This is a genomic window from Clostridium phoceensis, assembly GCF_001244495.1.
GTDB lineage: Bacteria > Bacillota > Clostridia > Oscillospirales > Oscillospiraceae > Lawsonibacter > Lawsonibacter asaccharolyticus.
The window spans coordinates 1017547-1043533 of sequence record NZ_LN866274.1 but is presented as its reverse complement, the minus strand read 5'-3'; the positions used below and the strand labels follow the sequence as shown (position 1 = coordinate 1043533).

Here is a 25987-nt window from a genome sequence, read left to right as displayed (position 1 = left end):
GGTCTTTCATCCCTTTCCGCCCCTGACCGCCCCGCGGTCCCGGCCCAGCTCCTCCGGGGGCACCCCCAGCAGCAGCAGGGCCCCCGCCGCCGCCAGTACAGACAGGGGAGACATGTGATCCGGCAGGCGGAGGGGCAGCTCCTGCCGCTCCACCACCCGTCCCTCCACCGTCACCAGCTCCCGCTGGATGGCGCACCACAGCTGCCGCCCCTCCCGGCTGGACAGGGTCAGGGTGTCCCTGGGCCCGGTGCCGTAGCTTACCGCCGCCGCGGGGTCCAGCCCGGAGAGCAGCCCCCCCGCTCCGCCGGGCAGAAGCACCGTCCGGCCCCCAGTGGGCAGCTGCCTCCTCCGCTCCGCTGCCCGGGGGGAGACCACCAGCAGCCAGGGTGATCCTCCCGCTGCCGTGCGCCGGTCCCGCTCCCCCAGCTGCCGGCGCACCGCCTCCCCGATGCCCTCGCTCTCCTCGGCTACCCAGAAATTCTCCAAAGATCCCGCCCCTTTCCTCCTCAGTCTGGGGCATTTCCCCTCTTTTTATTCCCGCCCCGTCCATTCTTTCCCTTTTTGTCTGTCTCCCAGCCTCTTTTTTCTGTCCCGGGCCGCTCCGCCCTTTTCTTGACTTTCTCCGCCCAAATGGGGTATTATTATAATTGTTATTTTGCGCGGTCCCGCGCCGCATTGTACTGTGAGGGATCTTTATTACTATGGCTCAGAAGAAACCCAGCTACGGCAACGAATCCATCTCCGCCCTAAAAGGGGCCGACCGGGTCCGCAAGCGCCCCGGCGTCATCTTCGGCTCCGACGGGCTGGAGGGCTGCGAGCATGCCGTGTTTGAGATCATGTCCAACGCCATCGACGAGGCCCGGGAGGGCCACGGCGATCTCATCATCGTCACCCGGTTCGAGGACAAGTCCATCCAGGTGGAGGACTTCGGCCGGGGCTGTCCGGTGGACTGGAACGAAAAGGAGCAGCGCTACAACTGGGAGCTGGTGTTCTGTGAGCTGTACGCCGGCGGCAAGTACGGCGGGGACGGCGACAACTATGAGTATTCCCTGGGCCTCAACGGCCTGGGCTCCTGCGCCACCCAGTACGCCAGCGAGTATTTCGACGCAACCATCTACCGGGACGGCTCCAAATACACCCTCCACTTTGAGAAGGGGGAGAATATCGGCGGGCTCCACAAAGAACCCACTGACCGGGGCAGAAAGACGGGCTCCACCTTCCGCTGGAAGCCCGACCTGGAGGTCTTTACCGACATCGACATCCCCGTGGAGTACTACCTGGACGTGATGAAGCGCCAGGCTGTGGTCAACTCCGGCGTCACCTTCCGCTTCCGCAACCAGACCGGTGGGAAGTTCGAGACCACCGACTTCCGCTATGACAACGGCATCCTGGACTATGTCACTGAACTGGCCGGGGAAAATCCCCTGACCCAGCCGGTGTTTTGGCAGACCGAGCGGAAGGGCCGGGACCGGGAGGACAAGCCGGAGTACAAGGTGAAGCTGTCGGTCTCCTTCTGCTTCTCCAACCGGGTGTCCATCGTGGAGCACTACCACAACTCCTCCTGGCTGGAGCACGGGGGCAGCCCGGAGAAGGCCATGAAATCCGCCCTCGTCTCCGCCATCGACGCCCGGCTCAAGCAGCTGGGCAAGTACCAGAAGTCGGAGGGCAAGATCAGCTTCAACGACATCCAGGACTGCCTGGTGCTGGTCTCCAACAACTTCTCCACCCAGACCAGCTACGAGAACCAGACTAAAAAGGCCATCAACAACAAATTCGTCCAGGAGGCTATGACCGATTTCCTCCGCGCCCAGCTGGAGGTCTATTTCATCGAGAACCCCTTCGACGCAGACAAGATCTGCGAGCAGGTGCTCATCAACAAGCGCAGCCGGGAGACCGCGGAAAAGACCCGCCTGAACATCAAAAAGAAGCTGTCCGGCTCCATGGACATCTCCAACCGGGTGCAGAAGTTCGTGGACTGCCGCACCAAGGACGTGTCCCGCCGGGAGCTCTACATCGTGGAGGGAGACTCCGCCATGGGGGCGGTGAAGCTCAGCCGGGACGCGGAGTACCAGGGCATTATGCCCGTCCGGGGCAAGATCCTCAACTGCCTCAAGGCGGATTACGCCAAGATCTTCAAAAACGAGATCATTACCGACCTGCTCAAGGTCATGGGCTGCGGAGTGGAGGTCCAGGACAAGCACGTGAAGGACCTGGCCTCCTTTGACCTGGACAGCCTGCGCTGGAACAAGGTGGTCATCTGCACCGATGCCGACGTGGACGGCTTCCAGATCCGCACCCTGATCCTCACCATGCTCTACCGTCTAACCCCCACCCTGATCCAGCAGGGCTATGTCTACATCGCGGAGTCCCCCCTGTACGAGATCACCTGTAAGGAAAAGACCTGGTTTGCCTACTCAGACAAGGAAAAAAACGACATCGTCGCCTCTCTGGAGGGAAAAAAGTGCGATGTGCAGCGCTCCAAGGGCCTGGGCGAGAACGAGCCCGATATGATGTGGCTGACCACCATGAACCCTGAGACCCGCCGGCTCATCAAGGTGATGCCGGAGGACGTGGAGCGCACCGCCCAGGTCTTTGACCTGCTGCTGGGGGATGACCTCCAGGGGCGCAAGAGCCACATCGCGGACAACGGCTACAAATATCTGGAGCTGGCGGACATCTCGTAATCATCTCATCACGAGCGGCAGGGAGAGGCCCAATGTCAGACGATTCCATTGTGATGTTTGGATTTTCCATCCTGTGTATCTTCTTTCTCCTGCTGGGCATCATCCTGTACAGGACTGACGCTGCAATTCAGGCCCTCTGCTATTTTAAGAACGGAGGCATCTATCTGGTCAAAAACGGCAGGCGACTTGCCGACGACACGCCGGAGGACCGCCGTCGGCTGGCCAGATGGCTGGGGCGCTTTGTGATCGGCCTTTCCTGCCTGATGTTTCTCTTTCTTTTATTGCTTTACTTCACATGAGATCGCAGCGGAGGAACACACCTATGAACCTGTTCGACATCCTGGGTCCCGTCATGGTGGGGCCCTCCAGCTCCCACACGGCGGGGGCGGTGCGCATCGGCCGCATGGCCCGGGCTCTGCTGGGGCAGGAGCCCGTCCGGGCCCAGCTGCTGCTCCACGGCTCCTTTGCCTCCACCGGAGAGGGCCACGGCACCCACCAGGCCCTGGTGGCCGGGCTGCTGGGCCTCTCCCCGGCCGACGGCCGGGTCCCAGACAGCTTCCGTCTGGCCCGGGAGCGGGGGCTGTCCTTCTCCTTCGGCACCTGCGTCCTGCGGGACGTCCACCCCAACAGCGCCCTCATCCGTCTTGAGGATGCCGGGGGCGGACAGCTGGAGGTGGGGGCCTCCTCCCCTGGGGGCGGGCGCATCCGGGTCTTTCAGGTGGATGGACTGCACACCTCCTTCAGCGGGGAGCTGCCCACCCTGGTGGTCCACAACACCGACCAGCCCGGCTGCGTCAGTCAGGTCACCGGCGTGCTGGCCGGGCGGGGCCTCAACGTGGCCACCCTCCAGCTCAATCGGGGCGGCCGGGGCGGCAGCGCCGTCATGGTCATCGAGTGCGACCAGCCCATCCCCGAGGACGCCGCCCGGGACGTGCGGGCCCTGCCCGGCATCCTGCGGGTCACCCGCTACACCCCGGAAGAACAGGAGGTGCCCCTTTGATCGCCTTTGACTCCATCGCCCAGATGCTCCAGGATACGGAACAGTCCGGCCTGCCCCTCTGGGAAAACATTCTGGAATCCGACTGCCGGCGGCAGGACCTGCCCCGCGCCCGCTCTCTGGAGCGGATGGGGGCCATGCTGGACGCCATGGTGCAGGCGGACGAGAGCTATCAGGCCCAGGACCGCTCCCACAGCGGCCTGTCTGGGGGTGACGGGGCCAAAATGACCCTGTACGCCGCCGGGGACCCCCTGTGCGGCCCCCTTCTCTCCCAGGTGATGGCCGGGGCTCTGCGGATGGGGGAGTGCAACGCCTGCATGAAGCGCATCGTGGCCGCCCCCACGGCGGGGGCCTGCGGCGTGCTGCCCGCGGTGCTCCTCCCCTGCGCCCGGCACTTCTCTCTCTCCAGGGAGCAGCTGGTCCAGGCCCTGTATGTGGCCTCCGGCTTCGGAATGGTCATCGCCGCCCGGGCCTCCATCTCCGGGGCCGAGGGCGGCTGTCAGGCGGAGATCGGCTCTGCCGCCGCCATGGCCGCCCCCGCCCTGGTCCACCTCCGGGGCGGCACTCCCTCCATGATGGCTCACGCCTGCGCCATGGCTGTGAAGAATCTGCTGGGGCTGGTGTGCGATCCTGTGGGCGGGCTGGTGGAGGTCCCCTGCGTCAAGCGCAACGTCATCGGGGCCATGGACGCCCTTTCGGCGGCCCAGATGGCTCTGGCCGGCATCGAGAGCCGGGTCCCCCCAGACCAGGTTCTGGAGGCCATGGCAGAGGTGGGCCGTTCCCTGCCCCCCTCCCTCCGGGAGACGGGAAAGGGCGGCCTGGCCGCAACGCCCTTTGGGATGGCGTACGCACCCAAGGAGGGGTGATATGAAACGGCTCACACATCTCTTTTTTTATACACTGGCATCCATCGCTTTTCTGAATGTCTTCTCACACAGTTTTCCCTCTCTCCCCGCTCTGTACGCCTGCATGACCATTTTCTCTCTGTTATTCGGTGTATCCTTTCTGACGGCCAGCGGAATGCCTTCCGCCTGGACAAGTCGGAAAGTTTCCTCCGCCGTATGGGATTACTGGAAAAAGATCCTCGGAGCTCTGTTTTTGCTCAATGGAACGCTCTGCCCCACAGGTTTTCTTCTGTGGTTTTTTCTGCGGTTCGACCAGGATCTTATTTTATGTACTCAAATCTTTGGATCTTTGAGCATTTGTTTTGCCAGCCTGATCCCTCTATATCGGGCAGATGCGTGATCTCTTTCAGTGTTTGATTGAAAATGTCCCCCTAAGCTGGGGCAGAAGATAGGACGGATATCCCTATGCCAAAGAAGAAAAACCCCGACGAGACCAAACCCAAGGTAACCAACCCCAACGTCATGGGCCTGCGGGCCGAGGTGCTGGAGCAGCCCATCACCGAGACGCTGGAGATCAACTATATGCCCTATGCCATGTCGGTCATCGTCTCCCGGGCCATCCCGGAGATCGACGGCTTCAAGCCCTCCCACCGGAAGCTGCTCTACACCATGTATCAGATGAAACTGCTGGGCGGGGCCCGTACCAAGAGCGCTAACGTAGTAGGCCAGACCATGAAGCTCAACCCTCACGGGGACGCCGCCATCTACGACACCTTGGTCCGCCTCTCCCGGGGCTACGGGGCCCTGCTCCACCCCCTTGTGGACTCCAAGGGCAACTTTGGAAAGGTGTACTCCCGAGACATGGCCTGGGCCGCCAGCCGATACACCGAGGTGCGGCTGGACCCCATCTGCGCCGAGCTGTTTCGGGACATCGACCAGGACACCGTGGACTTTGTGGACAACTACGACGGCAAGCTGAAGGAGCCCACCCTCCTGCCCACCACCTTTCCCAACGTGCTGGTCTCCGCCAACCAGGGCATCGCCGTTGGCATGGCCAGCAACCTGTGCGGCTTCAACCTGGGGGAGGTGTGCGACACCACCATCGCCTATCTGAAGGACCCGGACCACGATCTCATGTCCACCCTGAAGGCCCCCGACCTGCCCACCGGCGGTGAACTGCTCTACGACGCCTCGGAGCTGGCCTCCATCTACCGCACCGGACGGGGCTCCTTCAAGGTGCGCGCCAAGTGGCGCTACCTCAAGGCGGACAACATCATCGAGGTCTACGAGATCCCCTACTCCACCACCGTGGAGGCCATCATGGACAAGGTGGCTGAGCTCATCAAGTCGGGCAAGATCCGTGAGATCGCCGACATGCGGGACGAGACCGACCTGTCCGGCCTGAAGCTGACTATCGACCTGAAGCGGGGCACTGACCCGGACAAGCTGATGGCCAAGCTGTTCAAGTCCACCCCCCTGATGGACAGCCAGTCCTGCAACTTCAACATCCTCATCGCCGGGATGCCCCGGGTGATGGGGGTGCGGGAGATCCTGGAGGAGTGGACCGCCTGGCGCAGCGACTGCGTGCGCCGCCGCACATACTTCTCCCTGAAGAAGAAGCAGGAGAAGCTGCACCTGCTCAAGGGCCTCAAGCGCATCCTGCTGGACATCGACCGGGCCATCCGCATCATCCGGGAGACCGAGGAGGACGCGGAGGTAGTGCCCAACCTGATGATCGGCTTTGGCATTGACCAGATCCAGGCCGAGTTCGTAGCCGACATCCGCCTGCGGAACATCAACAAGGAGTACATCCTCAAGCGCACCCAGGAGGTGGACTCCCTGGAGGAGGAGATCGCTGACCTCCAGGACCTGGTGAACAGCCCCCGCCGTATCCGTCAGGTCATCATCGGTGAGCTGGAGCAAGTCAAGAAAAAGTACGCCCTCCCCCGCCGCACCGATATCGTCTATGACCACCAGACCGAGGAGCTGCTCACCGCTGAGGAGGAGGTCCCCGACTACCCGGTGAATCTCTTCCTGTCCCGGGAGGGATATCTGAAGAAAATCACCCCCCAGTCCCTGCGGATGTCCGGCGAGCAGAAGTATAAGGACGGCGACGGCCCCTTCCTTACCTGGGAGGCCTCCAACCGGGACGAGCTGCTGGTCTTTACCGACAGGCAGCAGTGCTATAAGACCCGGCTCAGCGAATTTGAGGACACCAAGGCCAGCGTGCTGGGGGACTACCTGCCCACCAAGCTTGCCATGGACCAGGAGGAGCGGGTGGTCTGGGCCTGCATCCCCGGGGACTACCGCCGCCAGCTGCTCTTCTTCTTTGACAACGGCAAGGCGGCCCGGGTGGAACTGTCCGCCTACCAGACCCAGACCCGCCGGAAAAAGCTCACCGGGGCCTATTCCGACAAGGCCCCCCTGGTCTCCGCCTTCCTGCTGGAGGAGGACCAGGAGATGGCGGTCTACTCCACCGAGGGGCGCTGCATGATCTTCCACACCTCCGCCCTCTCCCCCAAGACTACCCGCACCACCCAGGGGGTCAACGTCATGTCCCTCAAGCCTAAATACCGGGTGGAGAAGGCCCTGCCCCTGGCTCAGACCCCCATCCGCAACGCCGCCCGCTACCGGGCCCGCTCCCTGCCCATTGCGGGAGCCCTCCTTCGGGAGCCCGACCGGGGAGAGGAGCAGATGACCCTGCTGTAACACCACCGTCCCGGGCAGCCGCCGCGCCGCCCAACCAGAAAAGGAAAGGAAGTTTTTTTGTGCGCACCGGCAAGCTCTGGGCCGCCTTCCGGCCCTATCTGTGGATCACACTGGCCTCCGCTGTCTTTGCTCTGGGCTTTGACTGGTGCTATGTTCCCAACCAGATCACCTTGGGCGGGATGACTGGCCTGGGGCAGATCATCCATGCCATCGTCCCCGCCATCCCGGTGGGCAGTGCGGTCATCGCCCTCAACCTGCCCCTGTTCCTGCTGGGCTGGCGGCTGCTGGGGTGGAAGCTGCTGGCCTCCTCCCTCTTCGCCACCGCCGCCACCTCCCTGGGGGTGGACCTGCTGGCCGCCTGTTACTCCTTCCCGCCCATGGCCCCCATGCTGGCCTCCGTCTTCGGCGGCGCGCTGATCGGGCTGTCCCTTGGGATGGTGTTCCTCCAGGGAGCCACCACCGGCGGCACCGATCTCATCGCCCGGCTGCTGAAGCTCCGCTTCGGCCATCTGCCCATGGGCACCCTGGTCATGGCGGTGGACCTGGTGGTCATCGCCCTGGCCGCTCTGGCCTTCCACAGCCTGAGCAGCGCCCTGTACGGGCTGGTCTCCCTGTATATCTCCTCCCTGGTCATCGACCGGGTGCTCTACGGCCTGGACAACGCCAAGGTGGCCTATATCATCAGCGACCGCCCCCAGGAGATCATCCGCTCCATCAGTACGGAGCTGGACCGGGGCGTCACCATCCTCCGGGGGGCCGGGGCCTGGTCCGGGGAGGCAAAAGACGTGCTCATGTGCGCCTTCAAGCAGAAGCAGATCGTGGCCCTGAAGCGGGCGGTAAAGGAGACCGACCCCTCCGCCTTTCTCATCGTGTGCGATGCCCACGAGGTGCTGGGCCAGGGCTTCCACAGCTATCACCAGCATGACCTGTGATCCATTCATTTTTTCAGGGAGGTATCACCATGGCAGATCTGGAAAAACTCCGCGCCAACCTGGAGGCCCGCGGCTTCCGCACCACCTACTTCCCCACCGCAGATGAGGCGGCCGCCTATCTGGACGGCCAGATCGATGGAAAAACGGTGGGCATCGGCGGGTCCATGACGGTGAAGGAGATGGGGCTCTACCCCAGGCTGGCTGCCCACAACCAGGTGGTCTGGCACTGGGAGGGGGGCGCCCTGAGGGACGCCGTCCTCACCGATGTGTACATCACCTCCGCCAACGCGCTGGCGGAGACCGGGGAGATCGTCAACATCGATGGCAACGGCAACCGGGTCTCCTCCACCCTGTACGGCCACCAGAAGGTCTACTTCCTGGTGGGTGTCAACAAGGTCGCCCCCGACTTTGAGGCGGCACTGTGGCGGGCCCGGAACGTGGCCGCCCCCAAGCGGGCACAGTCCATGGGGTGCAGGACCCCCTGCGCCGCCAAGGCAGACCGGTGCTATGACTGCAAGAGCCCAGAGCGCATCTGCCGGGGGCTTGCGGTTCTTTGGGCTCGTCCCAATGCCACAGAGGAGATGGAAGTCGTACTGATCGGAGAGGCGCTGGGGATGTGAGCCCCGGCGTGAACATGGGAGGAGGGATCTGATGAAATGGAGGCTCTGCGCGGCCGTGGCCGCGCTGTCCCTGCTGCTGTCCGGGTGCTCCTCACTGCTCGCCCGCAGCTACACCAGCGTGACTCCCCACAGCGCCACGCCCCCTGCCGAGGGGGACTCCTCCATCCTTCGGGTGGAGAACTACCAGGAGCTGGTCAATGCCCTGATCTACCTCATCTCCCTGGGTGAGGAGGAGGGCACTGTCCGGATGTACAACTACGAGCAGGATGTGGAGCAGTCCCTGTCCAACGCCTGTCTGGAGGTGGTCCAGGAGGACCCTCTGGGAGCCTATTCAGTGGACTTCATCCGCTATGATGTGACCCCTATTGTCTCCTACTATGAGGCCGCTGTGGAGATCACCTACCGCCGCACCCGGGAGCAGGTCTCCGCCATCGTGGCCGCCACCGGTGCCACCGCCATCCGCTCCCAACTCAAGGACCTGCTCTCCTCCTTCGGCACCGAGGCCGCCCTGCGCATCAGCTACTTCGAGGGGGACGAGACCTACATCCAAACCCTCTTCCGGGAGGCCTACTATGCCAGTCCGGACACCGCCCTGGATCTGCCCGAGGCCCAGGTCTATATCTATCCCCAAGGGGAGGAGAGCGGCCGCCAGCGCATCGTGGAGGTCCTGCTTACCTACCACCTGGAGCAGAAAGAGCTCCAGCGCCGCCGGACTGCCCTGGCCCGGCGCGCCAATGAGATCGTGGTCTCCATCTGGGGGACCGAGGGGGACGAGGCCATCCAGACCGTATCTGCCGCCGTGCTGGACGCCGGACACTACGATCCGGAGGGGGGGGCCAGCGCTTATGACGCCCTGGTGGCGGGGGCAGCAGACAGCGAGGGACTTGCCCTGGCCGCCCTGCTGTTGGCCCAACGGCTGGAGCTGACCGGCATGGTGGTACCGGGCACTCTGGACGGGTCACCCCACTTCTGGAACGTCGTCCGCACCGAGAGCGGCTATCGCCATCTGGACCTCACCCGGGGGGCGGACAGCCGCGGGCAGTACCCCCTCCTCTCTGACCGGGAGATGGCCGCCCTGGGCTACCAGTGGGATACCCAGGCGGTCCCCCCCTGCGGGGAGCCGTCGGACAGCCAGGAGGGGACGGAGGAGGTTCCCGGCACCTCCTCCGCCTCCTCCGACGGGGCGGAATGAGATCATTCTCAATTTTTTCATTTTATGCTTGACAGCGACAAATTTTCTGCTATAATATGCTTTGTCGTTGCGAGTGTAGCTCATCTGGTAGAGCGCCACCTTGCCAAGGTGGAGGTAGCGGGTTCGAGCCCCGTCACTCGCTCCAAAAAGAAAGACACGCTTCTAAGCGTGTCTTTCTTTTTGGCCTCTTTGTCCGGACGGACAGATGTCCTCTTCCGGCGGAACACCCTCCATTCCCCGGCCTTTGGCCAGAAAGGAACCTCTTCATGGAACTGCTTTGCAAATGGAACCAGCTCAGCCTGGTCAAACGTATTCTGATCGGCCTGATCCTGGGCGCTGTCCTGGGCTTCCTCCTGCCCGGCGCCTCCTTCCTCAGCCTCCTGGGCACCCTGTTCGTAGGCGCGCTGAAGGCCCTGGCCCCCCTGCTTGTCTTTTTCCTGGTCTTGCACTCCCTGGCACAGCACAAGAAAGGGGCCAAGAGCAACATGAGCACCGTCATCGCGCTCTACCTCATCGGCACCCTTCTGGCTGCGCTGTGTGCGGTGGTTGCCAGCTTTCTGTTTCCCTCCACCCTGGCGCTGGCCCAGGAGGCCGCCTCCAGCGCCCCCGGCGGCATCGGCGAGATCCTCCAGACCCTGCTCAACAACGCGGTGAGCAACCCCATCTCCGCTATGGCGGAGGCCAACTATATCGGGGTGCTGCTGTGGGCTGTGGTCTTCGGCATCGCCCTGCGGGACGCCTCCGACCGCACCAAGCAGGTGCTGGGCGATCTGTCTGACGCCCTCTCCACCGCCATCCGCTGGGTCATCAGCTGCGCCCCCTTCGGCATCCTGGGTCTGGTGTTCACCACGGTATCGGAGACCGGCTTCTCCTCCTTCATGGACTACGGCCGCCTGCTCTGCGTCCTGGCGGGCTGCATGTTCTTCGTGGCCTTGATCGTCAACCCCATTCTGGTCTTCCTGTGCATCCGGCGCAACCCCTATCCTCTGGTGTTCCGCTGCCTGAAGGAGAGCGGCATCATGGCCTTCTTCACCCGCAGCTCCGCCGCTAATATCCCGGTCAACCTGCGGCTGTGCAAGGAGCTGGGCCTGGACGAGGAGAAGTACTCCGTCTCCATCCCCTTGGGAGCCACCATCAACATGGCTGGGGCCGCCATCACCATCTCGGTCCTCACCCTGGCCGCTGCCAACACCCTGGGCATCTCGGTGGACTTTCCTACCGCCTTCCTGCTCAGCGTGGTAGCCTCCATCGCCGCCTGCGGCTCCTCCGGTGTGGCGGGGGGCTCCCTGCTGCTGATTCCCATGGCGTGCAGCCTGTTCGGCATTCCCAACGACATCGCCATGCAGGTGGTGGGCATCGGCTTCATCATCGGCGTCGTCCAGGACTCCTGCGAGACGGCACTGAACTCCTCCTCCGACGTGCTGTTCACCGCGGCCGCCGAGTTCCGCAGCCGCCGCCTGGCCGCTCGTCAGGACTGACCAAACGCCAAAAAGAGGCCCGGGATCAGAAGATCCCGGGCCTCTTTTCTCTTCAGATCTGGTGCGCCGCGAAGAAGGTTTTGGCGGTCTCCAGGCAGCGTCTGGCGTGCTCCAGCTTGCCCCGGATCGCCACCTCCGCCGCGTTGGGCAGCTCGATGGAATAGTAGGGGGGATCAGGGATGTTCTTCAGCATCCCCGCCAGGTCGATGCCGCCCTCTCCCACGTACAGCCGTCCGCCCCGGGCCACGCCCACCATGTCCGGGTGGTCCACCGGCGGGATGAAGGCCGGACCGTCGCACAGGTGGACGAAGCCGAATCGCTCTGCCGCTACCTCCCGCAGCTGTTCTGGGGTGACCTTCACCCGGTGGGCGTGCAGAGTGTCCACCAGCACCTGCACATTGGGCCGGTCCATCAGGTCCATCCAGGCCAGGGCTTCGGTCAGGCCGGGGATGTTTGAGAAGGGGACGAACTCCAGATTGAGCTTCATGCCGTATTTGTCCGCCAGATCGCACATCTTCTCGAACTGCACCCGGGAGAAGTCCCGGTCCGCACTCCACACGCTGGCGATAGCGTATTTCGCCCCCAACTCGGCCCCCAGGGCGAACTCCTTCTCGTAGCTCATTACGTCCACCCCGTCCGCCACCCGGGCCAGTTCGATGTCCATCAGCCTCACGCCGGTGCGCTCCAGGGCAGCGCGGACCATCTGGAACATTCGGCCGTTGGCCAGGGCGTAGTCCGGCTCTCCGGGCAGGTGCTGGGAGATGGTCCGCAGGCCCACCCCCTCATAGCCGCACTGGGCGGCGATCTCGATCTGATCCACCGGGTGGGTGTTGGGCAGAGTCAGATAGGCCAGGGAAAAAAACTTGCTCATAAGAGAGACCTCCTTATTCTGTGGGGCGTTCGCCCGTCTGTTTGATTGCTGGAAGGGGAATGCCCCCTTACGGCCCGCTCTGACCAGCGGACCGCAAAGAGGCATTCGGTTTAAGAGGAGCAACAGGAAGAAACTGCTGCTAAGCGGAATATCGCGGGATAGATCAGCCCTGAGCGGCGGCAAGCTCCTCCTGAAGGGTGGTGCCCAGACCATTTACATCCGCATCGATCTTATCGTAGAGGGCCTGGACAGTATCCAGCGCCAGGATCTCCTGATAGAAGGAATCATCATATTCGATGAGAGTCATACCCCCGTCCACCAAAGCCTGCTTGCTGGTCTCATCAATATTCTTCATTTCAGGTTTCATTTCCTCAATGGCTTCCTCCACCGCCTGCACGATAGCCGCCTGATAGGCGGGGTCCAGAGAGTCATACTTCTCCTTGTTCATGGACAGCTGGTTGGCGTACAGGATGTGGTTGGTGCAGGCCAGGTACTTCTGCACCTCCTGAATATTGGCCCCGAGAACAGTATCCGCCGCATTTTCGTGGGCATCGATGGTCCCGTTCTGCAGGGCAATAAACACCTCAGCCCAGGCCAGAGGGGTGGGGGCGGCGCCGATGGCAGTCCAGAAGGCCATGTGGTTGCCGTTCTCCATGGTGCGGATCTGAAGCCCCTTAAAGTCTGCCAAGGTCTTCAAGTCCCGGTTGGCGGTGGTGAGGCGGTAGGTAGCGTACTGCTGGATGCCCAGCAGCTCCAGACCGGCGGTCTCATAGGCGGCGGACATGGCGGCGTGGGTCTGGCTGTCGCCGTTGAGCACCTGGTCGATGGTCTCGCCGTCATACTGGGCAAACACCATGGGCAGGTCGAAAATAGCCATCTCAGGGACAAAGTTTACGACCGCTGCGATCTGGGAGCCCACTAAATCAAGGTGTCCATCCTGCATCTGGGAAAGTATGTCCATGTCACTGCCCAGTTCTCCATTCTGATAGAGATAGACTGTCAGTTTTCCGCCAGTGATCTCCTCCACTTTCTCCGCAAACAGGCGGTCGAAAGTCTCTCCAGCCGCCCCCACCGCGGCAGCATCTGCCAGAGACAGCTCCACAGGCTCCAGATCCGCATAGGCCCCGGAAGCAGAACCGGAAGAGACCGTACCAGATGTGCTGCTACCGCCGGAAGCAGCCGGGGGATTGGAAGCGGCTCCGGAGCCGCTTCCACCGCCTGAGCAGGCGGCCAGGCTCAGGGACATGGCCAGGGTCAGAATCAGGGCAATCGCTTTTTTCATTGTCTTTCCTCCTCGTTTTATGTATCAGCTATGGATCAGCGCCGTTTTCGCGGCTTTTGCACAAAGGATCTGCAGGCCTCAATACTGGAGGCCGCCGTTCACATCCAGCACCTCGCCGGTGGTCCAGGCGGCGTCGTCGCTGCCCAGATAGGCGATGGCGGCGGCCACGTCGCTCAGTTCGCCCATCCTCTGGAGGCGGATACCGGCGGACAGGGATTCGATACGGTCCTGGGTCATGCCGGCGAACATCTTTCCCTTCAGGGGGCCGGGGGCCACGCTGTTCACCGTGATCTGCCAGGGCCCCAGCTCATAGCCCAGGCACATCACCAACCCGTTCACACCGGCCTTGGTGGCAGCGTAGTTGACACCCACGCCGGGACGGCCCGTCCGACCTCCAATGGAGGAGATGACCACGATATGTCCGTATTTCCGCTCCTTCATGGAGGGGACCACCGACTTCACCGCGTGGAACACGCCGGTGAGGTTGATGTCCACAACATCCTGCCACTGGGCTTCAGTCATCTCGTCGATGGGACAGTGACGGATGATGCCGGCGGTGGCTACCAGGGTGTCGATCTGCCCCCACCTGGCCAGGACGGCATTGACCGCCGCCTCGCACTCCTCATACTTCCGCACGTCGCACTTTATGCCCATAAGGCGCTCCCCGTCCCACCCCTCGGCCTTCAGCCCGGAGATGGCTGCGTCCAGCGCCTCCTGGGAGAAGTCAGAGAAAGCCACCTTTGCTCCCTCACACAGCAGCCGCTTGGCGGCTGCCTCGGCCACGTCGCCCGCACCGGTAATCAGCACCACTTTATCCTGATAACGCTCCATATCGATCCCTCATTTCTAAAGCTCTGCATTTGGGTATTATCACAAATCTAATCGGGTTTTCTTTTCCTCTTCATGTCTCTATTATCCAGCCAAGCCGGCAAAAAGTAAAATACCAATTCATTGCCTTTTTGATAGATTTAATTTTATCAATATTTGTTTATTTCTTGACAAATTTCTCAATCTTTAATAAAATGCAGGGGAATATATAGGATATTTTTCCGTGTTTTTTGGGAGGAGGCAGCAATTTGACATTGAATCAACTCTATTATTTTAGGGCAGCGGCCGGACAGTTGAACTTCCACCGGACCGCAGAGCAGCTGATGATCTCCCAGCCCTCCCTCAGCGCCGCCATCGCCAGCCTGGAACGGGAACTGGGAGTACCCCTCTTTCTCCGAAAGGGACGCCACCTGGAACTGAGCAAATACGGCCTGCTCTATTTCAAGGAGGTGGACGCCCTCCTGGGCCGCCTGGACTCTGTGAACGCCACCCTGAAGCGGGCCGCCCTCCCGGGGCAGGGCCACATCGACGTGGGCTACATCGCCCCCCTCTCCCCCAAATTCATGCCCGAGACGGTGCGGGCCTTTCTCCAGCAGCCAGGCTATGAGCAGGTCACCTTCGGCTTCCGGGAGCTGCCCACCCGGGAGCTGCTGGACGGGCTGAAGACCTTCCTCTATGACGTGGTCTTCTGTATCTACGAGGAGGGTGAGCCGGAGGTAGAGTTCGTCCCCCTGCTGGACCAGGAGCTGGTGGCCATCGTGCCGCCGGACCATGCGCTGGCTGCGGAGGACCAGATCCTGCTCAGTCAGCTCGCCCCCTACCCCTTTATCACCTATATGCCCCATGTCCAGATCTACCGGGATATCATGGCGTACATCTCCCAGAGCGGCTGGACGCCTCAGGTATTCTGCAATGCCACCGGAGAGGCCAGCATCTCCTCTCTGGTGGCCAGCGGCTTCGGAGTGTCCATTGTGGCCAAAACGGACGTGCTGGACAACAGCCAGGTGAAGCTCCTTCACCTGAAGGACCGCCTCTACAAGCGCACCATCTATATGGCCTATCGCCGGGATGAGGAGCAGCCCCCCTCTATGCAGGCCTTCCTGCGTTTCGTCCTCCAGCGGGCCCGGGCGCAGTCCGACTCTCAGCGGCACAGCTGAACGGGCTGCGAAAAGCCCGGATGGGACCCTATGGTCCCATCCGGGCTCTTTCATGCAGATCCTGCTGGGCGTCAAACGCCTGCCGACCCCTCCGGGTATCCGGCGAAGGCCTCCACCGCCTTGGCGTCGGCCTCTCTCCGCTCCTCAATGGCGTCTCTGAGCAGGAGCTCCTTCACCTTCATCAGGCGTATGGTGTTGGCCCGCTCGTTTTCGTCCAGCTTCATGGTGATATATTTGATATTTTCCTGCATCTCCGGGATCTTTACATACTCCAGGGCATTGACTCGGCGGCGGGTCTTTTCGATCTCCTCCGCCAGCAGCTGGGAGGTCTTTTCGATCTCGGCCAGCTTCAGCATATCCTGGAACACCTGGGACATGGCAGAGACCGCGTCATCCAGCTCTCCCGAGGTGTTGGCGAAGCCGTAGGGGTAGATCTCCCCCGGGTCCTGGCTGCGGGTCCTGAAGTGGTACTGAGGCACATCCACCGACATGATATTCTGAAAAGTCATGTCCAGTTCTACGCTCTGCTTGGGATAGAGCAGGGACTGCTCCAGCATCTCCGGGGACATGACGGCGGCAGCCACCGTGAAGGAGCTCTGGGCGCGCATCAGCTGCTCCTCCACCCGGCGGCGGAGGGCCCGGTTCTCCCGCACCACCTCCATGAACTGCTTCATCAGCTCATCCCGCTTGTCCTTGAGCAGCTTGTGGCCCCGCTGGGCGGTGCGCAGGCGGCCCTTCAGGCGGGTCAGCTCCATGCGGGTGGGATTTATGGTCGTGGAAGGCATTCTGGTCCCCCCTTAGCCCTTTTGGGGCAGATACTTCTCGATCAGCTCCGGCTTGATGCGCTTGAGCTCCGCGGTGGGCAGGATAGACAGCAGCTCCCAGCCCAGGTCCAGTGTCTCCTGGATAGAGCGGTTCTCCTCTGTTCCCTGGGAAACATAGCGCTTTTCAAACTCGTCCGCGAACTTGGCATACAGCAGGTCGGTGGGGCTGAGGGCGGCCTCGCCCAGGATGGACATCAGCTCCTTGTTCTCCTTACCGGTGGCATAGGCGGCGAAGAGCTGGTTCATGGTGCCCGAGTGGTCCTCCCGGGTCCTGCCCACGCCGATGCCCTTGTCCTTCAGGCGGGACAGGGAGGGCAGCACGTCCACCGGCGGATTGATGCCCCGGCGGAACAGCTCCCGGGAGAGGATGATCTGTCCCTCGGTGATATACCCCGTCAGATCGGGGATGGGGTGGGTCTTGTCGTCCTCCGGCATGGTCAGGATGGGGATGAGGGTGATAGAGCCCTCCTTGCCCAGCTGGCGGCCCGCCCGCTCGTAGATGGTGGCCAGGTTGGTGTACAGATAGCCGGGGTAGCCCCGGCGGCCCGGGACCTCCTTCTTGGCGGCGGAGATCTCCCGCAGGGCCTCGGCGTAGTTGGTGATGTCGGTCATGATGACCAGTACATGCATCCCCTTTTCAAAGGCCAGGTACTCCGCAGCGGTCAGGGCCATACGGGGGGTGGCAATGCGCTCCACCGCCGGGTCGTTGGCCAGGTTGGTGAAGAGCACCGTGCGGTCGATGGCGCCGGTGCGCTTAAACTCGCTGACAAAGAACTCCGACTCCTCAAAGGTGATGCCGATGGCGGCAAAGACCACCGCGAAGTTGGATTCCCCATCCAGCACTTTGGCCTGGCGGGCGATCTGAGCGGCCAGCGCGGCGTGGGGCAGGCCGGACCCGCTGAAAATTGGCAGCTTCTGGCCCCGGACCAGGGTGTTCAGTCCGTCGATGGTGGAGATGCCCGTCTGGATGAACTCGTTGGGGTAGTCCCGGCCGGCAGGGTTCATGGGCAGGCCGTTGATATCCCGGTACTCGTCAGCCAGGATGGCAGGTCCGCCGTCGATGGGCCGGCCCATGCCGTTAAAGACCCGGCCCAGCATGTCCTCCGACACCCCCAGCTGGAGGGGGTGCCCCAAAAAGCGGATCTTGGACTCCGCCAGATTGATGCCCGCAGAGCTCTCAAACAGCTGCACCACGGCGGAATCACCGTTGACCTCCAGCACCTGGCAGCGGCGGATGGTACCGTCAGACAGCTCGATCTCCCCCAGCTCGTCATAGGTGACGCCCTGCACATGGTCCACCACCATCAGGGGGCCGGAGATCTCCTGGATCGTCTTATATTCCCGAATCACAGCGCTTCCTCTCCCTTCTCAGCCACGGCGGAGATCTGCTCCTCCATCTGGCGGACCAGCTGGGCATAGGCCTCCACATACCGGTCGGCGGGGACAGACTTGGCCCGGCCGATGCCCTCCCGGGCGGGGATGGTGAACAGCTCGGCCAGCGCCCCGCCCTTCTCAGCGGCGGCCCGGCACTGCCGGTCATAGCTTCGGATCATGGCCAGCATCTTCTCCTGCCGGTCATACTCGGAGAAGGAATCGATGTCCACAAAGGAGTTCTGCTGGAGGAAATCCTCCCGGATCATCTTGGCCGTCTCCAGGGTGATCTGGTCCTTGGCGGACAGGGAATCCTTGCCCACCAGCTGGACGATCTCGTTCAGGCTGGCCTCCTCCTGGAGGACCGCCATAGCCCACTCCCGGTTCTGGAGGAACTCAGGGCCCAGGTGCTCGTCGTACCAGGGCTTCAGGGAGTCCAGATAGAGGGAGTAGGAGTTGAGCCAGTTGATGGCGGGGAAGTGGCGGCGGTAGGCCAGGGAGGAGTCCAGGGCCCAGAACACCTTGACGATGCGCATGGTGGCCTGGGACACGGGCTCGGACAGGTCGCCGCCAGGGGGCGAGACCGCGCCCACAGCGGTGAGGGAGCCTCTGCGGTCCTCCTCAGAGCCCAGACAGGACACCGAGCCCGCCCGCTCATAGAACTGGGCCAGGCGGGAGGACAGGTAGGCGGGGTAGCCCTCCTCGCCGGGCATCTCCTCCAGGCGGCCGGACATCTCCCGCAGCGCCTCCGCCCAGCGGGAGGTGGAGTCGGCGATGACGGCCACGGCGTAGCCCATGTCCCGGAAATACTCGGCGATGGTGATGCCAGTGTAGATGGACGCCTCCCGGGCGGCCACCGGCATGTCGGAGGTGTTGGCGATCAGCACAGTGCGCTTCATCAGGGTCTCGCCGGTGCGGGGGTCCACCAGCTCGGGGAATTCCCGCAGCACGTCGGTCATCTCGTTGCCCCGCTCGCCGCAGCCGATATACACCACCATGTCCACATCAGACCACTTGGCCAGGGCGTGCTGCATCACCGTCTTGCCCGAGCCGAAGGGACCGGGAATGGCGGCTGTGCCGCCCTTGGCCACCGGGAAGAAGGTGTCCACGATGCGCTGGCCGGAGGACAGTGGGACCACAGGGGGATATTTGTGCTTATAGGGCCGTCCCACGCGGACGGGCCACTTCTGCATCATGGGCAGCTCTACCCGGGAGCCGTCCTCCCGTTCCAGCACGGCCACTGTTTCGGTGACGGTGTAGGAGCCGGACTGGATGGAGACGATCTTCCCTTGCATCCTGGGCGGGATCATGATCTTGTGGAGGATGGAGGGGGTCTCCTGCACCGTGCCGATGATGTCGCCCCCCACTACCTGGGTGTCCGGCTCCACCACGGCCTGGAAATCCCACTTCTTCTCCCGGTCCAGGGCGGGCACCTCCACGCCTCTGGGGAGGTTATTTCCCTTCACCGTCTCCATGATGACCTCCAGCGGGCGCTGGATGCCGTCGTAGATGTTCTCGATCAGGCCGGGGCCCAGTTCCACGGACAGGGGGGCGCCGGTGGTGACCACCTCCGCCCCGGGACCCAGGCCGGAAGTCTCCTCATAGACCTGGATGGAGGCGGTGTCCCCATTCATGGTCAGCACTTCTCCGATCAGGCCCTGCTCGCCCACCCGGACCACGTCGGCCATGTTGGCCTCCTGGAGCCCGGTGGCCACCACCAGCGGGCCGGAGACCTTGACGATTTTTCCCATTGGCTCAAACCTTCTTTCTGATCCTTCCTGTGCCGCCGTCCCGCTCAGTCCCGGGACCTCAGGGGGTACTGAAGGAGATCCCCGAGATACCCCTGGTCCTCCACAGGCGCCACAAATCGGAAGCCAAAACGTTCATAATAATCATGCAAAACCGGGTTGTCCCGGGCGCAGTCCAGGCGGAGATAGTCCTGCCCCCGCTCCGCGGCCAGGGCCAGACAGCGTCTGAGCAGCTCCGTGCCCGCTCCGGAGAAGTGGAGGCTGGCCGCCAGATTATGCACATAGAGCGCTTTCCCGCCATAGCCGGTCCAGCGCGGGTCCTCCTCCAACACCACGGCCCCCGCGGCCAGAGCGCCGCACTCCGTCCACAGGGCGTAGAGCTGTCCCTCTTCAGCGCACTGCCGGAAATAGTCCAAGGGATACCGCCTGAGGTAGCCGGGGTGGTTCCACTGCTGGATGCCCCGCTCATCCATCCAGGCGATCCGCTGCCGGATCAGGTCAAAGACCTGCTCCGCCTCCCCAGCTGCTGCCCTGCGGAAGGTCCCGAATCCATCTCTCATAGGATATCCGCCCCCACCGCCCGCTCCACGGCGGTCTTCACATTGGCCATCCCGATCCCCAGGGAGCCCTCTTTGCCCGGGATCAGGATGATAGCGGGGGTGAGGGCGTCCTTATAGCGCTGAAGCTCACTCTGGAGCTGGACCGCCAGCTGCTCCGTGAGGTAGAGGATGGCACAGTTCTCTTTCGCCAGACGGTGGATGATCTCTCTGGCCTCGTCCGCGCTCTGGGCAGGGCAGACCTCCAGCCCCAGGGCCTTGAAGCCCAGCACGCTGTCTCGGTCGCCCACCACCGCGATCTTATACATGCTCCTCTCCCCCTTATACATAGGTGGCCCGCAGGCGGCTGCGGATGGTCTCCCCATCCAGGCCGGCCATGCGTCCCGCCATGATGATGCGCACAGCGGTGATCTCCGCCTCCCGGGCGTAGAGATAGCCGATCACCGTCTCCTCCCCGAAGGGGACCCGGCTGGCCGAGGCCAGATATCCCGTGACCGCATTATCACACAGGCGCTCAAATTCGGTGAGAGGACCAGAATCCGGCTGGGTCCGGGCCGCCCCCAGCGCCGCCGCCTGGGCCAGGGGCCCGCTGCGGAAGCGCTCTGCCAGTTCCTCCGGTCTCGCTCCGGCCAGGGCGCGCTCCGATACGTTCCCACCGGGGAGCAGGATCTGGTTCAAAAACTCGCTGCCCTTGCCCATCCGGGCTGCCCGGACAGCGGCGCGCAGATTAGCGGCGTCCACCGACAGGCGGACATAGCCCTGCAGGAAAGCGCTGCCGCATGCCCGTGCCAGGCTCTCCATCTCCTGAAAGCAGGCCCGGTCCAGCACCAGGTCGGCCTGCTGAGGATCTCCGGTGGCGGACAGCACCTCCCTGGCCCGGAGCACCGCCTGGCGGAACACCTCGCCCCAGTCCCGAAGGTCATCCCGAAGGAAATCCTCCCGCAGCCGCTGGGGATCGTACCGCCCGCCCTGGGAGAGCAGACGCGCCTCGTCCAGCCCCATGGCCTGGGCCTTGATCAGCACCTTGGCGTTGTGGTAGTCGTATTTCAGCTGAAAGACCTCCACCAGCCGCCGGTCAGGCACCGAGTCCGTCATGTCCCGGAAGGTGTTCCGCCGGGCATCGGCCAGCAGCTCTTCCAGCGCCGCCGAGGTCAGCTGGGTCAGCTCGCCGTACCCGCACTCGCTGAGCACCTTGGCTGCTTCGCCGCTGTCCTTGGCGTCGATCATCCGCTCCATCCGTTCCCGGGTCAGCATGCGGTTTTCCATCGCGTGGATGCGGGTGGAGACGGCTAAATAATCCGTATCTCGTTTCTGGGACAAAATACCACCCCTTTCGGGTCAGAGCAGAGCGCCGCGCGTATCTCTGCGGGCAGTCTTTGCTTCCTGCGGGATCTGGCAATGGGCACCCGGACCCTCCGTTCCCCCGCTCCGCTCCTCACTCTTCACTTTTGAAACAGGATCTCCGCCACCGGCTTTTCCAGCTGCTCCCGCTGGGCACGCACCATGGCCTCAAAGGCGCAGTTGACCTCCACCGGGCCGTCCACCATGATGAAGCCGCCCCGGATGGGCCTCGTCTCCTCGGACAGGGTCAAAAGCCCGGTGCCGGTGATCTGCGCCGCAGCGCTGTTGACCACCTTGCCCAGGAAGGCCCCCACCTTGGAGTCGGTGATGGCGTCGGGCAGCTCCGGGGCCACCTGCTTCACCAGAGCGTCGTTGGCCGCCATCACCACCGCCTTGCCGATGCGCGTCCGGTCCTTGGGGGAGAAGATCAGCTGCTCCCGGCCGGTGGAGGACGCCTGCACCGCCAGGCGGGCCAGCAGCTGGATGTACTGCTCCTCCGGCAGCGAGCACATCTCCTCCAGAGCCTGGCGGAACGCCTCGTCCAGCACCTCCTGCTTGGCAGCCAGGGACATCTTCCGCCCCTCCATCTGAGCGGCAGAGATCAGGCGGGCCTTCCGCTCCTCCGCGGACCGGCGGCCCCGGGCGAGCAGCTCGCCCTTCTCCTTCTCCGCCTGGGCCCTGGCCTGGGCCAGCAGTTCTTCCGCCTGGGCCTGGGCCTTGTCCCGAATGGCCTGGATCTCCGCGTCCGCGTCGGCGCTGATCCTGGCCGTGATCTTTTCAAGTCCGTCCATAGCTGTTCCTTTCCGGCGCTCAGGCGCTGATGTTGATGATCATCAGCATGGAGGCCAGCAGGGAGAGGATGGCGTAGAACTCCACAGTGATGCACAGCACCATGCCCTTGGACCAGTCATCCGGCTTTTTGGCCAGAATGTTGATGGAGCCGGCGGCCACACGGCCCTGGGCGATGGCGGAGAACAGGCCGCCCAGCGCCATAGGCAGGCAGGCCACGAAATACTGCATCCCCTGGGCGATGGTCAGCTGAGGCAGGGTCCCAGACAGCAGGCCCATACGGAAGATGGCGAAGAACCAGACTACCAGGCCGTACAGGCCCTGGGTGCCGGGGATGACCTGAAGGATCATCACCTTGCCGAACTTGGAGGGATCCTCACACAGCAGGCCGGTGCCCGCCTCGCCGGCCAGGCCGGTGCCCTTTGCGCTGCCGATGCCGCTGAGTACAGCCGCCAGTCCAGCCCCCAGCAGGGCCAGGGCCAGCCCGCCGATGCTGCCCAGGAAAGTCATGCTCTGTCCATACTCTACCACTTGTGACATATCCATTTTTGTATCCTCCTCAAATCATTGTTCTTTGATATCCACATACCGGGTGTTCACCGCCATAGGCCGGAAAGGCTTTCCGCCATCCTGATAGAACTTTCCAAAATACTCCAGGCACTGCAGACGCAGGTCATGCACATAGCAGCCCAGCAGATTCAAGGCAAAGTTCAAGGCATTGCCTGCCATGGAGATGATGAAAAAGATCACCAGGTTGCCCGGGATCGCGCCCAGAGTATTGAACACCTGGGCGATGACGCTGCCTGCCAGCATCAGGGCCATGAGACGAGAATAGGAGAGGATGTCCCCAAAGTACCCGGTCACATGGTTATACAGGGAGCCGAACACGGCGGTCACCTTACCGAAGCCCTTGGCGTTCCAGCCCGAGCCCACCAGCACCATGACGCCGCCCAGGATGATGACCACGTTAGTCACCCCCAGCACTGCCAGGGCCAGACCGGCAAAGACGATCCACCAGGTCAGCTCCTCCCATACCGCATCCAGGATCTGCCCCTCCCTGATCTTTTTGATGAAGCTGATGGCCATGCCCGTGACGATTTGAATCAAACCCAGGGCCATAGCCCCCACCAGGATCATCAGGGTGTCATCCAGGGGGGTGAACAGGGGCGGCCAGAACCAGACGAAGGTGCTCTCCGGATTCAGGATCTTCAGCACCTGAGGGATCATGTCACCGAAAAAGCCTCCCGTGACCGCCCCCATCAAAAAGGTACTGACGCCGCACAGTCCCAGCAGACCGAAGAAGTGGCTCATGGTGCCCTTGGGTCTCATCCGGCGCAGGACCACCACCGAGGCCAGCATCATCAGCAGGCCATAGCCCATGTCCGCCATCATGATGCCGTAAAACAGGATAAAGAAGGGGGCCATCAGGGGGTTTGGGTCCACGCTTCCGTAGGCAGGCAGGGAATACATCTCCGTGACCATGTTCAGCGGCCGGGTGAGCCAGTTGTTTTTCAGCTGCACCGGCACCTGGGGATATTCCTCCGGCTCTGGGTCCCGGACCTCCCAGGCACAGGGGTAGTCGGACAGGGCCTGCCGCAGCTGGTCCCAGCGCTCCTCCGGCACCCAGCCCTCCAGGAAGAAGGCCACCTGGGTCTCCACCAGGCGGCTCTTGCCCTCCTCACGGTCGATCTCCACCGAGGCTCGGTCCACCGCCCGCTTCAGCGCCTCCCGCTGGCCGGCCTGGGCGGCGATCCGCCGCTCCTGCTCCGCCCTGCGCTGAGACAGCTCCTCCATCTCCTGCTCCAGCCGGCGGTCGTTGTCTGCCGCCGTGCCTGTCAGATCCCGGAACACTGCCCGGGACCAGCCGTGTTCCTTCAGCTTCTCCAGCACCTCGTCCAAGGCGGAGCGGTGGCAGATCAGCAGCAGATACTGGTTTTCCCGGTCTGCGCTGGCCAGCGTCAACTGGGCCAGCTCACTCACTGCCTGCACCTCCCCCGCCAGCTGGGGGAAGGGGGTCTCCGCCGATACCGTGCCGAACTGCACCTCCACCTCCCGGGTGGAGGCCGTGTCAAGGGGGAGCTCCAGGGGGATCCACGGTGCCAGGGAGGCCCGCTGGGCAGCCCGCTTGTCCCGCTCCGCCTTCAGCGCCGCCAGCTCCCGCTCCCCATCATTGATGGCTCTGGCGGTCTCCAGGGCGCTTCGGTACGCCTGCTCCTCAAAAAACTGCTGGGGGGAGACCACCGGCCTGGGGCTCAGGAGGCCCCCCTTCACCTTTGCGTAGCGCTTGAGCACCTCCAGGGCGTGCTGGGCTGCGTTTTTCTCCTCCCGGGCGGCGGAGAGCGCCCCGCTGTCCGGGCTCTTCAGCCCGGCCCACTCCGGATCGCTCCAGTCCACCGACGGCTCTTCGATCTCCAAGCAGCCCATCCCCTGAAGCAGCCGCAGCAGGGCCTCCCGGTCCGACTGCATGGCCGCCAGGCGCAGATGCTTCATTTTGACGATCGCCATCAGCCCTTCACTACCCCTTCCACGATGCGCTTCGCCGCCTGATCCAGACGGGTCCGGGCGTTCTGCTTCAGCGCCTGGCAGCGCTGCTCCGCCTCCGCCAGGATGGTCTTCGTCTCCTCCGCGGCGTCCGCCTCCGCCCGGGCCAGCATCTGCCGGGTCTCAGCCCCCGCCTGGCGGCGGGCCTCCTCCAGCAGCTCTTCAGCTGCCTTCCGGGCCTCAGCCACGGTCCGCCGGCTCTCCGCCGCGGCCGCCTCCCGGCGCTCCTGGCTCTCCTGCTCTGCGCCGGCTACCTTTTGAATGGAGTCCATTTCCATATTCTCACCACCCGCTTCCCCCATCTCAACGCAGCGGACCTGCTGTGGGGGTATCTGCTCCAATACTATGTGAATTTGTCCAAAAAAGCAAGGGGAATTTTCCTTTTTTTCTTATTTCCCTCCCATTTCATTCTTCTTTCACCTCTCATTTTTTCCAAAAAGGTGGATATATTGTATGCCTTTTTCCCGTTCCACCCCTTTTTCAGGACTTTTTGTACAATTTCCACCTTCTGTCCAGTTTTTCTGCCTTCCGGGGCCGGCCTCCCCTTCGGCGGCGGGGGCCCAGCGGCGCTTTCCTCCTTGCCAACCGGGAATCGGACGGATATAATCGAAGACAGTAGAGCAGAACATTCTGAAAGGAGCGCTGTCCATGTCCCGCCTTCATTTTGAAGAGGCCCGCACAGAGGAGCAGTTCGCCGCCCTGTCCCTGATCCACGCCCTGGGCTGGCGGACCACCTACGCCGGCGCCATCCCCGCCGACTTCATGGCCCGGGAGATCACCGATGACCGCTGGGTCCCCACATTCCGGGAAAATCTGAAAACAAATCGCAATCAACTCCTTCTATTATACGATGAGGATATTCCCGTCTGCTGTGCCACCTTCGGCCCCGCCCGGATCGATGCAGGTCTCCAGGCAGGTACGGTGTGCAAGTTCAACTCCCGAGGATATGAGGGCTGGGGAGAGATCATCTCCTTTTATACCCACCCAGACCATAAAAGGAAGGGCTATGGCACCAAGCTCATGGAGGAAGTCCTCCGCCGCCTGAGCGGCCAGGGCTATCTTCAGGTCTTTCTCTTTGTCCTGCGGGAGAATGAAAACGCCCGCCGCTTCTACGAAAAAATGGGGTTTGCCTGGGACGGGACCCACGAGGACATCCCCTTCCCGCCGGACACCATCTGCGTGGACCTGCGCTACACCCGTTCCCTGCCATGATGCCGCCCC

At 63.1% G+C, this 25987-nt stretch carries 26 protein-coding genes and 1 tRNA gene; 13 read left to right on the top strand and 14 right to left on the bottom strand.

What is annotated here, in order from left to right:
- Positions 1 to 6: 6 nt before the first annotated feature.
- A complete protein-coding gene (locus tag BN1969_RS05850; RefSeq protein WP_050623445.1) occupies positions 7 to 486 on the bottom strand; it encodes a hypothetical protein in 480 nt (159 codons plus the stop codon).
- A gap of 215 nt (positions 487 to 701) precedes the next feature.
- Between BN1969_RS05850 and BN1969_RS05845 the strand changes: the two genes are divergently transcribed.
- The 11 genes from BN1969_RS05845 to sstT all read left to right on the top strand — a co-directional run bounded on the left by BN1969_RS05845 (position 702) and on the right by sstT (position 11457).
- A complete protein-coding gene (locus BN1969_RS05845) occupies positions 702 to 2684 on the top strand; it encodes a DNA gyrase/topoisomerase IV subunit B (RefSeq protein ID WP_050623444.1) in 1983 nt (660 codons plus the stop codon).
- A gap of 32 nt (positions 2685 to 2716) precedes the next feature.
- Positions 2717 to 2983 (top strand): hypothetical protein, encoded by a 267-nt coding sequence (locus BN1969_RS05840; RefSeq protein WP_050623443.1) that lies wholly within the window; start codon positions 2717 to 2719, stop codon positions 2981 to 2983.
- A gap of 23 nt (positions 2984 to 3006) precedes the next feature.
- Positions 3007 to 3684 (top strand): L-serine ammonia-lyase, iron-sulfur-dependent subunit beta, encoded by a 678-nt coding sequence (gene sdaAB / locus BN1969_RS05835; protein ID WP_050623442.1) that lies wholly within the window; start codon positions 3007 to 3009, stop codon positions 3682 to 3684.
- Complete coding sequence (gene sdaAA, locus BN1969_RS05830) at positions 3684 to 4547, top strand: L-serine ammonia-lyase, iron-sulfur-dependent, subunit alpha (RefSeq protein WP_050625404.1); 864 nt, start codon at positions 3684 to 3686, stop codon at positions 4545 to 4547. The genes sdaAB and sdaAA overlap by 1 nt, the downstream gene beginning before the upstream one ends.
- Before the next feature lies 1 nt (position 4548).
- Positions 4549 to 4926 carry a hypothetical protein gene (locus BN1969_RS05825; protein ID WP_050623441.1) on the top strand — a complete coding sequence of 126 codons (378 nt, stop codon included), beginning with the start codon at positions 4549 to 4551 and terminating at the stop codon, positions 4924 to 4926.
- A gap of 65 nt (positions 4927 to 4991) precedes the next feature.
- Positions 4992 to 7235: a DNA gyrase subunit A gene (locus BN1969_RS05820; protein ID WP_050623440.1), complete on the top strand. Its 2244-nt coding sequence runs from the start codon at positions 4992 to 4994 to the stop codon at positions 7233 to 7235.
- 59 nt (positions 7236 to 7294) lie between these two features.
- Positions 7295 to 8167 (top strand): YitT family protein, encoded by an 873-nt coding sequence (locus BN1969_RS05815; protein ID WP_050623439.1) that lies wholly within the window; start codon positions 7295 to 7297, stop codon positions 8165 to 8167.
- Between the two features lie 29 nt (positions 8168 to 8196).
- A complete protein-coding gene (locus BN1969_RS05810; protein WP_050623438.1) occupies positions 8197 to 8787 on the top strand; it encodes a lactate utilization protein in 591 nt (196 codons plus the stop codon).
- Between the two features lie 31 nt (positions 8788 to 8818).
- Positions 8819 to 9979 (top strand): hypothetical protein, encoded by a 1161-nt coding sequence (locus tag BN1969_RS05805; protein ID WP_050623437.1) that lies wholly within the window; start codon positions 8819 to 8821, stop codon positions 9977 to 9979.
- A 69-nt stretch (positions 9980 to 10048) separates the two neighbouring features.
- Positions 10049 to 10124: transfer RNA gene (locus BN1969_RS05800), tRNA-Gly, on the top strand.
- Between the two features lie 121 nt (positions 10125 to 10245).
- A complete protein-coding gene (gene sstT / locus BN1969_RS05795) occupies positions 10246 to 11457 on the top strand; it encodes a serine/threonine transporter SstT (protein WP_050623436.1) in 1212 nt (403 codons plus the stop codon).
- Between the two features lie 52 nt (positions 11458 to 11509).
- Here sstT and BN1969_RS05790 read toward each other — a convergent pair whose 3' ends face one another.
- The 3 genes from BN1969_RS05790 to BN1969_RS05780 all read right to left on the bottom strand — a co-directional run bounded on the left by BN1969_RS05790 (position 11510) and on the right by BN1969_RS05780 (position 14441).
- The gene (locus BN1969_RS05790) at positions 11510 to 12328 is read right to left on the bottom strand and encodes a sugar phosphate isomerase/epimerase family protein (RefSeq protein WP_050623435.1); all 819 of its coding nucleotides are present in this window, start codon (positions 12326 to 12328) and stop codon (positions 11510 to 11512) included.
- 163 nt (positions 12329 to 12491) lie between these two features.
- The gene (locus tag BN1969_RS05785; protein ID WP_050623434.1) at positions 12492 to 13610 is read right to left on the bottom strand and encodes a TRAP transporter substrate-binding protein; all 1119 of its coding nucleotides are present in this window, start codon (positions 13608 to 13610) and stop codon (positions 12492 to 12494) included.
- 78 nt (positions 13611 to 13688) lie between these two features.
- Positions 13689 to 14441, bottom strand: a complete 753-nt coding sequence (locus BN1969_RS05780) for an SDR family NAD(P)-dependent oxidoreductase (RefSeq protein ID WP_050623433.1) — start codon at positions 14439 to 14441, stop codon at positions 13689 to 13691.
- 245 nt (positions 14442 to 14686) lie between these two features.
- Here BN1969_RS05780 and BN1969_RS05775 point away from each other — a divergent pair, with 245 nt between their 5' ends.
- The gene (locus tag BN1969_RS05775) at positions 14687 to 15595 is read left to right on the top strand and encodes a LysR family transcriptional regulator (protein WP_050623432.1); all 909 of its coding nucleotides are present in this window, start codon (positions 14687 to 14689) and stop codon (positions 15593 to 15595) included.
- A gap of 71 nt (positions 15596 to 15666) precedes the next feature.
- On the opposite strand, the gene BN1969_RS05770 is transcribed toward BN1969_RS05775, so the two are convergent.
- From BN1969_RS05770 to BN1969_RS05725, 10 genes are all read right to left on the bottom strand, one after another.
- Positions 15667 to 16380: a V-type ATP synthase subunit D gene (locus BN1969_RS05770; protein WP_050623431.1), complete on the bottom strand. Its 714-nt coding sequence runs from the start codon at positions 16378 to 16380 to the stop codon at positions 15667 to 15669.
- Positions 16381 to 16392: 12 nt separating this feature from the next.
- Positions 16393 to 17769: a V-type ATP synthase subunit B gene (locus tag BN1969_RS05765; RefSeq protein ID WP_050623430.1), complete on the bottom strand. Its 1377-nt coding sequence runs from the start codon at positions 17767 to 17769 to the stop codon at positions 16393 to 16395.
- Positions 17766 to 19541, bottom strand: a complete 1776-nt coding sequence (locus tag BN1969_RS05760; RefSeq protein WP_050623429.1) for a V-type ATP synthase subunit A — start codon at positions 19539 to 19541, stop codon at positions 17766 to 17768. Before BN1969_RS05760 ends, BN1969_RS05765 begins: the two co-directional genes overlap by 4 nt.
- A gap of 44 nt (positions 19542 to 19585) precedes the next feature.
- Complete coding sequence (locus BN1969_RS05755) at positions 19586 to 20098, bottom strand: GNAT family N-acetyltransferase (protein ID WP_050623428.1); 513 nt, start codon at positions 20096 to 20098, stop codon at positions 19586 to 19588.
- On the bottom strand, positions 20095 to 20403 hold the full coding sequence (locus BN1969_RS05750) for a V-type ATP synthase subunit F (RefSeq protein WP_050623427.1): 309 nt from the start codon (positions 20401 to 20403) through the stop codon (positions 20095 to 20097). Before BN1969_RS05750 ends, BN1969_RS05755 begins: the two co-directional genes overlap by 4 nt.
- Before the next feature lie 13 nt (positions 20404 to 20416).
- On the bottom strand, positions 20417 to 21415 hold the full coding sequence (locus BN1969_RS05745; protein WP_050623426.1) for a V-type ATPase subunit: 999 nt from the start codon (positions 21413 to 21415) through the stop codon (positions 20417 to 20419).
- A 122-nt stretch (positions 21416 to 21537) separates the two neighbouring features.
- On the bottom strand, positions 21538 to 22227 hold the full coding sequence (locus tag BN1969_RS05740) for a V-type ATP synthase subunit E (RefSeq protein WP_050623425.1): 690 nt from the start codon (positions 22225 to 22227) through the stop codon (positions 21538 to 21540).
- Positions 22228 to 22246: 19 nt separating this feature from the next.
- Positions 22247 to 22771 (bottom strand): V-type ATP synthase subunit K, encoded by a 525-nt coding sequence (locus BN1969_RS05735; protein ID WP_413464689.1) that lies wholly within the window; start codon positions 22769 to 22771, stop codon positions 22247 to 22249.
- Between the two features lie 18 nt (positions 22772 to 22789).
- Positions 22790 to 24730 carry a V-type ATP synthase subunit I gene (locus BN1969_RS05730; protein WP_050623424.1) on the bottom strand — a complete coding sequence of 647 codons (1941 nt, stop codon included), beginning with the start codon at positions 24728 to 24730 and terminating at the stop codon, positions 22790 to 22792.
- Positions 24730 to 25038, bottom strand: coding sequence for a hypothetical protein (locus BN1969_RS05725; protein WP_133248297.1), 309 nt, complete (start codon positions 25036 to 25038; stop codon positions 24730 to 24732). The genes BN1969_RS05730 and BN1969_RS05725 overlap by 1 nt, the downstream gene beginning before the upstream one ends.
- Before the next feature lie 376 nt (positions 25039 to 25414).
- On the opposite strand from BN1969_RS05725, the gene BN1969_RS05720 reads away from it, so the two are divergent.
- Complete coding sequence (locus BN1969_RS05720; protein ID WP_050623422.1) at positions 25415 to 25978, top strand: GNAT family N-acetyltransferase; 564 nt, start codon at positions 25415 to 25417, stop codon at positions 25976 to 25978.
- The last annotated feature ends 9 nt before the right edge of the window (positions 25979 to 25987 follow it).